Below are 13,616 nucleotides of genomic sequence, written 5' to 3'. Positions count from 1 at the left end.
GGTGGGGGCGGGTTTTTAGTTTCGGGGTGCGGGGTGCCCTGTTAATCTTACGGAAAGTTAGGGCAAAATGTTGCCGGGAAACGGTGCTGAAAATGCGGCTAAATTCCCGTATATTTAGTGGAATAAGCCCAGAAAACCGCAAATACCATTCTTATGATGAATGAAGAAGTGCGGACGATTATGACGACGGACATCGCCACCGCCTACCCTTTTCAGTCCGTCGGTGAAATTGCGCAGATCATGCTGCAAGAACAACTTCAACAGTTGCCGGTCGTAGACAAGGATTATCGGCTGTTGGGCCTGATCACCTCCTACGATATGTGGCGCGACTGCCGGGAAAACCTCGATAGCGAATCGCGGCTCGTCAGCGAGGTGATGAATACCCGCATCATCAAGTTGGCCCCAAAAGACAAAGTAGGCACCGCGGCGGAGCTGTTCATGGATCGGCGCTTCAAGACCATCCCCGTCGTCAACCTGGAAGGTACGCTGAAGGGCGTGGTCACCGCCTTTGACATCATCCGGTATACCCTGAAACGGGAGTATAAGGAGCCGATCCTGTACCGGGAGGTGCTGTGTTAGTGCGGGTCCCGGAGCTCCAGCTCCGGGAAGTACCATACGGGCCCTTGGCACGCTATTCGTCCTGCTGACGGATCGACCGGCGGAGCCGGAGCTCCTCCCCCCCTGACCAGGGTCCCGGAGCTCCAGCTCCGGGTAAGTTCACGTAGGTCCTTTTGTCCTATCCGTTTTGCTGACGGCCATATTGGCGGAACTGGAACTCCTCCCCCCCCCTAATAGGGGTCCCGGAGCTCCAGCTCCGGGCAAGTTCACCTAGGCCCTTTTGTCCTATGCGTTTTGCTGACGGGCATACCGGCGGAGCTGGAGCTCCTCCACCCTGACCAGGGTCCCGGAGCTCCAGCTCCGGGAATGATCACGTTGTGCCGTTTGTGCTACTCATTTTGCTGACGGGCATACCGGCGGAGCTGGAGCTTCTCCCCCCCTGACCAGGGTCCCGGAGCTCCAGCTCCGGGTAAGTTCACGTAGGTCCTTTTGTCCTATCCGTTTTGCTGACGGCCATATTGGCGGAACTGGAACTCCTCCCCCCCCTAATAGGGGTCCCGGAGCTCCAGCTCCGGGCAAGTTCACCTAGGCCCTTTTGTCCTATGCGTTTTGCTGACGGGCATACCGGCGGAGCTGGAGCTCCTCCCCCCTGCCAGGGTCCCGGAGCTCCAGCTCCGGGAATGATCACGTTGTGCCGTTTGTGCTACTCATTTTGCTGACGGGCATACCGGCGGAGCTGGAGCTTCTCCCCCCTGCCAGGGTCCCGGAGCTCCAGCTCCGGGGATGATCACGTCGTGCCTTTTGTGCTACTCATTTTGCTGACGGGAATATTGGAGGAGCTGGAGCTCCTCCACCCCTGCCAGGGTCACGGAGCTCCAGCTCCGGGTAAGATCACGCAGGCCCTTTTGTCCTATCCGTTTTGCTGACGGGCATACCGGCGGAGCTGGAGCTCCTCCACCCTGACCAGGGTCCCGGAGCTCCAGCTCCGGGGATGATGACGTAGGCCCTTTTGTCCTATTCGTCTTGCTGACGGGCATACCGGCGGAGCTGGAGCTCCTCCACCCTGCCAGGGTCCCGGAGCTCCAGCTCCGGGGATGATGACGTAGGCCCTTTTGTCCTATTCGTCTTGCTGACGGGAATATTGGCGGAGCTGGAGCTCCTCCCCCCGGTCAGGGTCCCGGAGCTCCAGCTCCGGGGATGATCACGTTGTGCCTTTTGTGCTACTCATTTTGCTGACGGGCATACCGGCGGAGCTGGAGCTCCTCCCCCCTGCCAGGGTCCCGGAGCTCCAGCTCCGGGAATGATCACCTAGGCCCTTTTGTGCTTTCCGTCTTACTGACGGGCATATTGGCGGAGCTGGAGCTCCTCCACCCTGCCAGGGCCCGGAGCTCCAGCTCCGGGCAAGGAAACAAGAAAGCCCCGACAGCGAAGTACCTTACGGGTATATCCCGCTGACCATGACTCACGTTACCCGACTACTCTGCTGCTTGCTGATCGGCTTTTCTACCTGCGCCGCGGCGCAAGCTACCTTTTCCGTGCTCCTGCCGGAAAGCCTGGCCGATAGTGCGCTGGACGGTCGCCTGTTGGTAATGCTTTCCAGTGCGGAAAACGGGGAGCCCCGGTTTCTGATCTCGGACGGCCCCGAAACCCAACTGGTGTTCGGGCAGAACGTGGAGAACTGGCAGCCGGGGACGCGCGTGACCGTTGACGCCAGCACGGCCTACGGCTACCCCCTCGAATCCCTTGCCGATCTGCCGAACGGTACCTACGAGGGGCAGGTGCTGCTGCATAAGTACGAGACCTTTCACCGCAGCGACGGCCATACCGTAAAACTGCCCATGGATCGCGGCGAGGGCCAGCAGTGGAACCGCGCGCCCGGCAACCTGATCAGCACGCCGGTGCAGCTGACCGTCACGGGTGGCCGTGCCGAACCGATCGAAATGGCCTTCGACAGCGCCATCCCGGAGATCGAGGAGCCGGAGGACACGGATTACGTGAAGCACATCAAGATCCGCTCCGAGATGCTGAGCGAATTCTGGGGGCGCGATATGTACCTCGGCGCCCACGTGCTGCTGCCCGAGGGTTGGGCGGACCACCCCGACGTCAAGTACCCCCTGGCCATCATGCATGGCCACTTCCCGGCGGACTTCGGCGGCTGGCGCACGACACCACCGGATACCACGCAACCCTGCGAATACAGCGCTCGCTTCGGCTTGGATTGCTACAACCGGATCGTCGACCAGGAGGCCTATGATCTTTACCAGGCCTGGACCGGCCCGGATTTTCCGCGGGTGATCGCCATCGAGATCCAGCACGCCAATCCGTACTACGACGACAGCTACGCCGTAAACTCCGAGAACCTGGGCCCCTACGGCGATGCCATCACCTACGAACTGATCCCGGAAATCGAGCGGCGCTTCCGGGGCATCGGCGAGGGGTGGGCCCGCTTCGTCTACGGCGGCAGCACCGGCGGCTGGGAGGCCATGGCGGTGCAGGTGAAGTACCCCAAGGAATATGGGGGGAGCTACGCCGCCTGTCCGGACCCGATCGATTTCCGGGCCTACACGGTGGTCAACCTGTACGAGGACGCCAATGCCTATTATCTCGACAGTGACTACAAGCGCACGGAGCGGCCCGCCCACCGGGATAGTCTGGGGCATATATCCAGCACCCTGCGGGAAAGTAATCAGCGAGAGTTGGCGCTGGGTGACCGCAGCCGCAGCGGCCAGCAGTGGGATATTTGGGAGGCGGTGTACAGTCCCGTGGGCCCGGACGGCTATCCGCGCCGGATCTGGGATAAGGTATCCGGGCAAATCAACCCGGAGGTAGCGGAATACTGGCGGGAGAACTACGACCTGGCCCACATCCTACAGCGCGACTGGTCGGAACTGGCACCCGACCTGCGCGGTAAGCTCAATATCTACGTGGGGGATATGGATAATTATTACCTGAATAACGCGGTGTACCTGAGCGAGAAGTTTCTCCGCTCCGTCGACTTCGGGGGCGAGATCACCTACGGGGACCGCGACGAGCACTGCTGGAACGGGGATCCGGACCAGCCGAACGCGATCAGCCGGTTGCGGTATCACCGAATGTTTATTCCGAAGTGGGCGGATAAGGCAGCGGACGGAGCGCCCGCCGGCGCCGACCTTACTTCCTGGCGGTACTGAGGAATTATCCCGGACGACGGCCGGCAATGCCAGCGGCTATTGCGGTAGAAACCCTATTTTCGCCCACCCTGGAAGGCAGGTCGACGTATCGGATATGAATCCGTACAAAGCCCGCCTGACAACGGAACTTGTACGCCTGAGGTGCCGTTCCGTTGGCATACGCAGGGGCACACCCCACGGCATTCGTTTACGTAAGAACGGATGGAAAATATCCTACTCGCTTTAAACCACGCAAGCATGAACCTTGAACCGAATATCCAGCGTAAAGTAAATAACTGGCTGGAGGGCGATTACGACGAAGAGACGAAATCAACCCTACGTGAGCTCGTAGCGCAGGAGAAAACTAACGAGCTGACCGATGCTTTTTACAAGGACCTCGAATTCGGTACGGGCGGCCTCCGCGGCATCATGGGCGTCGGCTCCAACCGCATCAATAAATACACCATCGGATCGGCCACCCAGGGACTGAGTAACTACCTGAAGAAGCAGTTTCCGGACGAGCAGATCAAGGTGGCCATCGCCCACGACAACCGGAATAACGCGGAATTCTTCGCCCAGACCGCAGCGGATATCTTCTCCGCGAACGGTATTCACGTGTATTTTTTCGACGGTCTCCGCCCCACCCCCGAGCTCTCCTTCGCGATCCGGGAATTGGACTGCCAGAGCGGCATCATGCTTACCGCCTCCCACAACCCGAAGGAGTACAGTGGCTATAAGGTGTACTGGTCCGACGGCGGCCAGGTAGTGAACCCCCACGATAAGGGAATCATCGCGGAGGTGAACGCCATCCAGTCGATCGACGCCATCCAATTCGAAGGCCAACCCGAACGCATCGAACGCATCGGTGAAGAGATCGACAAGCGATTCATCGAGAACGTCCTGGCGGCGAGCATCAACCCGGATGTCGTCAAGCAGGAGAAGGACCTGAAGATCGTCTATTCGCCCATCCACGGTGCCGGGGTCGACCTCGTGCCCCGCGCCCTGAAGGAACTGGGCTTCACCAACGTAAGCCTGGTCGAGGAGCAACTGGTCACGAGTGGTGATTTCCCGACGGTGGTTTACCCCAATCCGGAAGAGAAAGAGGCCCTTACCCTGGCCCTGAAACTAGCCGCGGAAAAGGACGCCGATCTCGTGATGGCCACCGATCCTGACGCCGACCGGGTAGGGATTGCCGTAAAGAACAACGAAGGCGAGCACGTACTCCTCAACGGAAACCAGACCGGAACCCTGATCTTCAATTACCTGATCGAGCAGTGGAAGGAGCAGGGGAAACTGGATGGCAAGGAGTACATCGCCAAGACCATCGTAACGACCTACCTCATCGATGAGATCGCCGAGGCGAACGGCGTAACCTGCTACAACCTGCTGACCGGCTTCAAGTACATCGGTGCCCTCATGACCAAGCTGGAGGGAAAGGAGACCTACATCGCGGGAGCCGAGGAAAGCTACGGCTACCTGATCGGTGCCCACGTACGGGACAAAGACGCGGTCGTGGCCTGTACCATCATCGCCGAGATGACGGCCTACTATAAGCACCAGGGTAAAACCCTCTTCCAGACCCTCCAGGAGATATACGTCAAATACGGATTCTACAAGGAGGAGTTGATCTCGCTGAAAAAGGGCGGCAAAAAGGGAGCCGAGGAAATCAGCGAGCTGATGCAGGGCTACCGGAACAACCCCCCGAAGGAACTCGGCGGCAAGAAGATCGTCCGGGTCAAGGACTACCAGACCTCCAAGTCCTACTCTTTCGACGGGAAGGGAGAAACTACCATCGACCTGCCCAAGTCGAACGTAATGCAATTCCTTACCGAGGAAGGCTACATCATCACCGCCCGGCCGTCGGGTACCGAGCCGAAGATCAAGTACTACATCAGCGTCAATACGGACCTGGACAGCGTCAGTAACTTCGCCGCCAAGGACGCCGAACTGGATGCTTTGATCGACGATCTCAGCAAGAGTCTCCTGGGGTCTGACGACCCGAGCTAAGGGAAAGCGCGCTACCGCTAACGAAAACGGGGTCGTGTGGCAAACGCCGCACGACCCCGTTTTTCGTAGGTTGGGAGTATTCGTCTACACCACGTTGATCTCCCCGGCGCGGAACATCTCTCCCATCTTCTCGTACGTCCCATCCTCCAGCTTGGTGCGGACGGCCTTGAACGCATCGATGGTCGTCTGGATATCCTCCTCCGAGTGCTCGGCGGTGGGGATCAAACGAAGGATCAACTGGCCCTTGGGGATTACCGGCGGCAGCACCACCGAGCAGAAGATATTGTAGTTCTCCCGCATATCATAGATCAGCGCGCCGGCCTCGTAGGGCGATCCCTTCATAAAGACGGGGGTCACGCAGGCACCGGTGTTGCCGATGTCGAAGCCGGCTTCGCGGAGGCCGTTTTGCAGATGGTGGACGTTCTTCCACAGCCTATCCCGCAGTTCGGGCTGCTCGCGGAGCAGCTTCAGCCGGGCCAGGGCACCCTTCACCATGGGCATGCAGAGGCTCTTGGCGAACACCTGGCTGCGGAGGTTGTAGCGCATGAACTCGATGATGTCCCGATCGGCACTGACGAAGGCACCGAAACCGGACATCGCCTTCGCGAAGGTGCTGAAGTAGACGTCGATCTGGTCCTGCACGCCCTGCTCTTCGCCAGCGCCGGCGCCGGTGGCGCCCATGGTACCGAAGCCGTGGGCATCGTCGACCAGCAGGCGGAAGCCGTACTTCTCCTTGTACTGGCAGATCTCCTTCAGGATACCCTGCTCGCCGCGCATGCCGAAGACGCCCTCGGTGATGACCAGGATGCCGGAGTTACGCTTTTCGGCCTCCTTCTTGGCCTGCTCCATCCGGACCAGGAAGTGGTCGATGTCGTTGTGGGTAAAGGCATACTTGGGGCCCAGGTGCATGCGGATGCCGTCCATGATGCAGGCGTGGTCGTCGCGGTCGTACACCACCACGTCGTGGCGGGTGAGCAGGGCGTCGACGATCGACATAATGCCCTGGTAACCGAAGTTGAGCAGTAGGGCGGCTTCCTTCTGGGTGAACTCGGCGAGCTCCTCTTCCAGCTGGATGTGCGCGTCCGTCTCGCCGCTCATGATGCGGGCACCCATCGGGTAGGCCATGCCGTATTCGGCGGCGGCCTCCGCATCGGCCTTCCGCACGTCGGGGTGATTGGTGATGCCCAGGTAGGAGTTGATACTCCAGATGATGCACTCCTTACCACGGAAGGTCATGCGCGGGCCGAGTTCGCCCTCCAGTTTGGGGAAGGAGAAATAACCGTGGGCGACATCCTGGTACTGGCCGAGGGGACCCTTGTGTTCGCGGAATTTGTCGAAGAGATCTTTCATACGTTGGGCATTGAAACTGGGCGCAAAGATACAAAAGCTCCCGAAGCGGGTGAAACCGGTATGGCGTGCCTCATAATTTCTTACTTTGGGAAGACATCCGCATCCCTAAGCCCAGTGCCTTGCCCTACTCTTTTTCCATTTTGCGGCCCGGACCTGCGACCGGTGACCTGCCCGTGAATCTCCGGCCGTGACTACCCTCCACTTCGCCCTGCTTTATCACCGGCCCATCCGGGTGCCGACGATCCTTTTTTCGCTGAGTCTGCTGATCCCGGTGTATGTCCGCGGAATGGTTGCGCTACCGAGTATGGTGATGGCCAAGGCCCTGCTTTCCGTAGTGATGATCACCGTCAATCACCGCCGCTCGCCGAACCACGCGGAATTTTTCCTCAATATGCGGCAGTGGCTCCCGGTGCTGTGGGGGACCTATCTGGCGCTTGACCTGGCGCTGTACCTGCTGCTGGCCACCCTGACCCTGTGGGTACGATGAGAAGCTCCCCCGCGGAACGGCTGTTGCTGGAGCAGATACAGATTATCTACGGTAACCAGCGCGTGCTTGAGGCTTCGACGCTAGCGGTCGCCAGCCGCGGCGTGACGGCCCTTTTAGGTCGCAACGGTACCGGTAAATCCTCCGTGTTTCGGGCGGTATTCGGAATGTACCCTGACCGGAATCTGAGCATTACGGTGGACGGATCCTTCGTACGTCACCCCCACCTCCGCCCGGGCCTGATCAACTACGTGCCCCAGCGGGCCAGCCACCCGCCGCAGCTGACCGTCGCCCGCTATTTGAAGTACTACGGGCTGGAGCGGGAGCGATTCCTCGCGGAGTATCCCCTATTTCAGTCCCAAGCGGATGACCGCCTCGAAACCCTCTCCCTGGGTACGGCCCGCCTGCTGCTCTGCCTCATCGCCCTCGGGGCGGATACCCGCTACACCGTGCTCGACGAACCCTTCTCCAACGTGATGCCCGTACACAACGAGCTGCTGCTGGACGCGCTACGCAAGGCTCGCGCACGCAAGGGCGTACTGCTTTCCGACCACCAGTACCGTACCGTGCTGGACGTGGCCGATACGCTGTACCTCATCGTGGACCGGCGCATTCGGCTGCTGCGGGACCCGGGGGAACTGACGGAGCTTGGCTATTTGCCGGATCATTTTTCTCCTGCGCCCCGGCGCTAAACCATCCGTCCGTCACACGGGAAGCATTAAGGATTAGGGGCGGGCACATATTCCCGGTTTTACCGAATAATGATTTTGCGTGGATGTGATTCTCCATCCGCATCGACCCGTAACACGTAAGCCCCGGCGGGCAATTGCGTGGTGGGTAGGCGGTGGTGGGTATCCGTCGGGCGGGCCTCGGCCACTATTCGTCCGTTGACGTCCATTAACCGGATATAGTCCGCTACGTCGTTGGATTCAACCACGATAAATTCCGTAGCCGGATTGGGGTATACCTTTACCCGTAAATCTTGCGACGCTGCGGACGGAGGGGTGGACGTCTGCTTCGCGAAGGACAACGTCCGCTTGTAGAGAAAATCGGGGCCGGCGTACGGGCGCTGCGTATCGTACACGGGCACGCTGCCCCGAAGGGCCGGGGAAGTCGTACCGGCCGACGTGGAAAGGTCGTAAACCGTATTGGCCCGCGAAAGCGGAAAGCGGTACCGGCCCGTAGCATCGGTGTAGGTAGTGGATACGGTTTTGCCGACGGTCAGCTGCACGGATTGCTTGGCGATACCTTCTCCCGGGTCGGGCCGGCCGTTTTTATTCCGGTCGCTGTAGACAAATCCGGAAACGGTGAATTTGGTGGAGGTATTCAGGTAGCCCGGGGAGCTGGTATACCCACCAAAGCGGAAGAGCCGGTTCGCGGCGGATACCCAGGTGTCACCGTTGGTGTCGACGGTGATGTCGGACCAATAATTTACTTCAAACGCGGCGTAATCCTGGTTGCCGTACAGATTGGTAAGGGACGGCGAAGTGGGGAGATCGTCCAGGCGCATGACCTGATGGTCTGACCTAAGCAAGTGTAAGCTTCCCCGGCTATCCACCGCCGCCGCGATGATTTTGGTCATGGATCCGTGGTCGGACGAAGTAAAGGATTTCGTCGTATTGCCGTTTAGATAGGCTACGCCCTGGGTGCCCACCAGGTACACGCCGCCGGCGGGGGCGGCCAGCAACTCCTGTAGGGTGCCTACGTAGGGTGCCGATAGCGGTACGGTGGTGCCGCGGGCAAGGTCGTAGCGCACGACCGGAGAATTGCCGGCAAGCGGTAAGCGGTAGGACTTGTTGTTGCGGGCGAGCCACGCATTTCCGTCGCGATCGGAAACGAATTTGGTATAGGAGGAATAATCGAGGGAGGGGTCGAGCGGGTGCCTCCCGAGCAAGGTGCCGTTCAGATACCGTCGATACAGGCCTTGCTGCGGCTGAAAAAAGGTCAGTGCCCGGCCGTAGTTACTGGCGAGGTCGGAACGGGCGATGTCCGACGGCAGCGACTGGGTCGAGGAAAAATCAGTCGACGTCCACCTGGACAGCCAGGAACGCTGATTTACGTAGGCCAGCTGGTCGCCGGCGTACACCGCGGGCGGGGAATGGATACCCCGGCCGTTGTCGAACCGCTGCATTGTACCGCTAGCGTCCATCCGCCCGATGATGTCGTGCTCGTTACTGATGGCGTATACCCCGCCGCGACCGTCGCTTTCCAGCTGATCGAACTGGCGGAGGTCGCTGACGGCCGCACCAGCCGTGCCGTCGTCGTTCACCGAGGACCACTGCTGCCCCGCCCGGACCAGGATATCGGCCCCCCGGTCCCGCACCCCCGCGGAATTATCCACGGCGTAGTATATGCGCCCGTGCTCACGGGTCACGCTGACCGGTCCGTGCGTCACCGGCGGGGCAAGCTGGCTCAGGTCGGCCAGGGAACGGAACGTCCACCCCGGGTTGCTCTGCTGCCACGCCAGGTCGATCACGCCCGCGTAGTTTTCGGCCACGGCGGTGACGTCACCGTTATCCAGCACGGCCAGGTCGGTGAACAGCAGCGGCGTGCCGGTACCGGGTACGTTTGTCGTGAAGGACTGGTACGTACTGTCTGCGGGGTTAAGGCGGATGAGGCGGGAGCCGGTCGGCTGCCGTGCGGCGAGCCAGAGATAGCCGTCGGGCGCCGCTACGAGCGCGGAAACGTCCGCGCCGTACGTTAATCCGAGGGCCGTTCCGTAATCCGCTACCGGGTTACCGTAGTAGTCGTAAGCGGAAATGCCGTACGCCGATCCGATGTAGGCCGTCCCGTTTATCAGGACCATTTCTCCCACGGGGAGGTAGTCTTGGCTCACCGTGTTGGCGGGCAGGTCGTAGTCGCTCGTGTAAATAGCGCCGGAGGCGTGGAGATGAAAGATTTGCTCGCGGCTGGTAAAGAAATCGTCGTGGTGGGCGGCAATGTAGGTGGTCCCGGTAGTGGGGTTGCCGACCAAATATTTTGGCATGAAAGCCTCGTAATTCGACCGGTCGGAAACGGCAATGGTCGTCGATTCCTTGGTCACGAGGTTATACAGGAACACGTCGCGGTCCTTGTAGTAATCGACCGGGCTGGGAATAAAAACGAATACCCCGTCCGGACGTACCCAGCCGTCCAGTATGGAGGGCGCATTCGTGTACCGGGAAATCAGGCCCAGCGCGTCGTAGGGAACGTTCTCGAAGGTGCCGTCCGCCTTACGGATGGATATCCCTTCGTCGGTACCGAAGATCTCCGCGTCGTTGAAGTAGTTCGGGTAGGCCCCGGTCACGCGGTTTCCGCTTAGCCCGGTACTGCGCGTAACTACGGCCTGCGGCCCGTAGGGATATTCCGGGCACCAGTTGAGCTTGCCCGCCGCTTCGGCGGGGACGGTACCGCAGCCACTCTCGTAGTAGGTCACCTGGGTGCCGGGGCGAAACACGTCCAGCCGGCCAGACTGCGCGGTGAGGAGTAGGGGGAATAGGGTGTAAAGCAAGAGCAAGGCTCGGAACATAGCAAAGGGTAGTTGACTGCCTTTTCATGCCGTCCGGGCCGCAGTTGTTACAGTAGCCCATTTGGGGGGCGGGTCACGGCACCCGCCTGCTTTGTACGATTTACAGATTCGACTACACCGTACGCCGTCAGCACCCGACTACCATATTTTTTTGCGCCGGAGCGCAGGAAAAAAAGACCGTGCAGCGTATCCGCATTGCTGCCGTCCTTCACGCTAACCCAAGTCCGAGACAATGATCAAGTTTCTACTATTTGCCCTTTCCCCATTAGTGCTGGCCACCTGCGAGCGTCAGGAGACCGAACTCCCTACGGCCGCGGAGGTCACGACCGGTACCATTCCGGCCGATAAAGTGCGGGTACTCAACGTCGGCACCTTTCACATGGGTTACACCCCCGATGCCAACAGTACCGAATTTGACGAGAACGACCGGGAGAACGTGGCCCGGGTACACGCCATAGCGATCGACCTTGCCGCCTTCGATCCGACGGTCATCGTGGTCGAAATGATGCCCCAGCGGCAGGGAGAGCTGGATTCGGCGTACGCCGCCTACCTGGCCGACCCGGATATGGCCATCACGGACCCTACGGAAATCGAGTTGCTGGCCTACGAGGTAGGCCGCCTGAGCGGCACCGAACGGATCTACGGCATCGACCATAAACTGAATTACAACTACCGCATCGGGCAGGAGATCGACAATGCGATTGATTCCACCACCGTAGCGGCTTACGCGCGCAACCCCTTCGTCGACCACCCGGAATACGCCAACTTCAACGACGATTCCCTGACGGTGCGTGACCGCCTCCGCATGATGAACGAGGATCCGTTTCTGGATTTTCTGATCACCGTCAACGCCGACATCCTGACCTACGCCGGCACCGACGGCAACTTCGAGGGCGCGGACGAGGCGGCGAAGTACTACCAGCGAAACCTCCGCATGTACAGTAATCTGAACCGACTGGACCTGACGCCCGACGACCGGGTATTCATCCTCACGGGGGCCAGCCACGCGGCTTTCTTCCGGGATTTTTTCAGTCGGAGTCCGAAGTACCGGATGGTAGAGACCCTGGATTACCTGTAGCTAGCGAAGCAGTACCCTCCGGTACACGGACCCCGCCGGGGTGGTGATGCGCACGATCGCCGGCCCGCGGTGATCGTGCTGGAGGGTGTATTCGAAGGCTTCGACGGGTTGGTGTCGCAATTCCCGCCCGGAGATGTCAAGCAGCGTGACCGAAAGAATGCGGTGCTCGGGGGAGGTGATGCGAAGCGGGCCGGCGCTGGGATTAGGAACGACGCGGATACGCTCGTCGGTAAAGGGCTCGTTGGCCGCACTGACCGCATCCGCGGGCTGCAGGCAGAAGTTGTCGAGCGAGGCGCGTTCGTTACCGACCACGAATTCGATCTCCAGGTTCACTTCTTCCACGTTTTCCACCAACTCTTCCCAGGTGCCCTCGGTGACCGTCCAATCGTCTTCGTTGATGTAAAAGCGGAAAGTGTGCCATGCGTCCAGGGCGGAGGAGAGTTCCGAGGTTTCCGGGAGTACATACGCCGAGGCGGTTTCGTTGCTGACCTTGATCAAGTACTGTTTGTCGATCTCCCCGCCGGAGGTATTATCGATGCGCAGGTCGAACTGCAGGTAACCACTATCCTGGAGGCCGGACCAGTCTCCCCAGAATTTTGCCGGAGCCAGGGCCGTACCGGTCACACCGGTAAGGTCGGCCACCCCCGCGCCCCGCCCGGGGTTGCCGTCCAGGGAGTCGATGCGAATGGCCCCGTTGTTCACGAAGCGCCAGCCATCCAGCGTACCGTCCTCGAAGGTGGAGCAAACCCCCTCGGAGAAGTCGCTGCGTTGCGGATTGAAGCTCAGTACGACATTGTCCAAGAAAATGTCTTCGGGGCCCGTCCGGTATTCGGTGAGGACACGCAAGAGGGTGACGGATGACAGTAAGGCTTCCCACTCCCCTTCTTCCAGGGTCCAGTCCGCTTCGTTCAGCGAAATACTTTGCCGCACCCACGTATCGGCCGGAAGGAATACCCCGGGCAGCGCCGTGGCCCGCCCTCCCGGCCCGCTGATTTCGTAGGTGGGGGCTTCGAAGTCGAAGAGGGTAGTGGAAGTACGTACGTAAAAGTCGACCCCCAGCGTATCATTCGAGGTGGCGGCGGACCAGTCACCTAGATAGCGGGCGGGCGCGATCGCGTAGTTGTAGTCGCCGGTGGCGTTATCCACGATTTTAAAACTGTAGTTCGGATCGTCGATTTCCTGGCTGACGGAAAAGCTTCCATCGCCTTCCGAATACCAGCCGTTCGGGGAGTTATTTTCGAAGTCATCGGATACTTGCGCGCGTCCTTCAAAAGGAAGGGTCAGCAGAACTAGAATAAAAGGGAGTATACGTGATTGCATAAGGGGTGTGTTCTAGTGTGGTTCAATTCTTTACAATTACCAAGATATGCGATACTCAAGATTTAAAATTGTATCGTATGGATAAAATCAGCGGCGGCCGAATAATTCCAGTAATGCTAATGACGAGTAATTCCTTGCTTGAACCGAAGATCTGCCTACGGA

General features: G+C 59.9%; 9 protein-coding genes. 6 read left to right on the top strand and 3 right to left on the bottom strand.

What is annotated here, in order from left to right:
- The first annotated feature begins 153 nt into the window (after window positions 1-153).
- The 3 genes from DRW39_RS20305 (at window position 154) to DRW39_RS20295 (ending at window position 5,714) form a co-directional block, all read left to right on the top strand.
- Entirely contained in the window at window positions 154-579 is a 426-nt protein-coding gene (locus DRW39_RS20305; protein WP_116108923.1) for an HPP family protein, read from the top strand.
- A 1,436-nt stretch (window positions 580-2,015) separates the two neighbouring features.
- Window positions 2,016-3,728: a hypothetical protein gene (locus DRW39_RS20300; RefSeq protein WP_232830207.1), complete on the top strand. Its 1,713-nt coding sequence runs from the start codon at window positions 2,016-2,018 to the stop codon at window positions 3,726-3,728.
- 237 nt (window positions 3,729-3,965) lie between these two features.
- Window positions 3,966-5,714 (top strand): phospho-sugar mutase, encoded by a 1,749-nt coding sequence (locus tag DRW39_RS20295; protein WP_116108962.1) that lies wholly within the window; start codon window positions 3,966-3,968, stop codon window positions 5,712-5,714.
- An 84-nt stretch (window positions 5,715-5,798) separates the two neighbouring features.
- On the opposite strand, the gene DRW39_RS20290 is transcribed toward DRW39_RS20295, so the two are convergent.
- Entirely contained in the window at window positions 5,799-7,064 is a 1,266-nt protein-coding gene (locus DRW39_RS20290) for an aminotransferase class I/II-fold pyridoxal phosphate-dependent enzyme (RefSeq protein WP_116108922.1), read from the bottom strand.
- A 187-nt stretch (window positions 7,065-7,251) separates the two neighbouring features.
- On the opposite strand from DRW39_RS20290, the gene DRW39_RS20285 reads away from it, so the two are divergent.
- Window positions 7,252-7,551: a hypothetical protein gene (locus tag DRW39_RS20285; protein WP_116108921.1), complete on the top strand. Its 300-nt coding sequence runs from the start codon at window positions 7,252-7,254 to the stop codon at window positions 7,549-7,551.
- On the top strand, window positions 7,548-8,240 hold the full coding sequence (locus DRW39_RS20280; protein ID WP_116108920.1) for an ATP-binding cassette domain-containing protein: 693 nt from the start codon (window positions 7,548-7,550) through the stop codon (window positions 8,238-8,240). The genes DRW39_RS20285 and DRW39_RS20280 overlap by 4 nt, the downstream gene beginning before the upstream one ends.
- A 59-nt stretch (window positions 8,241-8,299) precedes the next feature.
- On the opposite strand, the gene DRW39_RS20275 is transcribed toward DRW39_RS20280, so the two are convergent.
- Window positions 8,300-11,056 carry a T9SS type A sorting domain-containing protein gene (locus DRW39_RS20275; protein ID WP_116108919.1) on the bottom strand — a complete coding sequence of 919 codons (2,757 nt, stop codon included), beginning with the start codon at window positions 11,054-11,056 and terminating at the stop codon, window positions 8,300-8,302.
- 232 nt (window positions 11,057-11,288) lie between these two features.
- On the opposite strand from DRW39_RS20275, the gene DRW39_RS20270 reads away from it, so the two are divergent.
- Window positions 11,289-12,134 (top strand): DUF5694 domain-containing protein, encoded by an 846-nt coding sequence (locus DRW39_RS20270; RefSeq protein ID WP_116108918.1) that lies wholly within the window; start codon window positions 11,289-11,291, stop codon window positions 12,132-12,134.
- On the opposite strand, the gene DRW39_RS20265 is transcribed toward DRW39_RS20270, so the two are convergent.
- The gene (locus tag DRW39_RS20265; RefSeq protein WP_116108917.1) at window positions 12,135-13,454 is read right to left on the bottom strand and encodes a hypothetical protein; all 1,320 of its coding nucleotides are present in this window, start codon (window positions 13,452-13,454) and stop codon (window positions 12,135-12,137) included. It lies immediately after the preceding gene.
- Window positions 13,455-13,616: the final 162 nt, after the last annotated feature.

Origin of the sequence: Lewinella sp. IMCC34191 (assembly GCF_003390935.1) — a bacterium.
Taxonomy (GTDB): domain Bacteria; phylum Bacteroidota; class Bacteroidia; order Chitinophagales; family Saprospiraceae; genus Neolewinella.
Note: the sequence above shows the minus strand (reverse complement) of the source record. Positions and strands in the feature narration are given on the sequence as shown.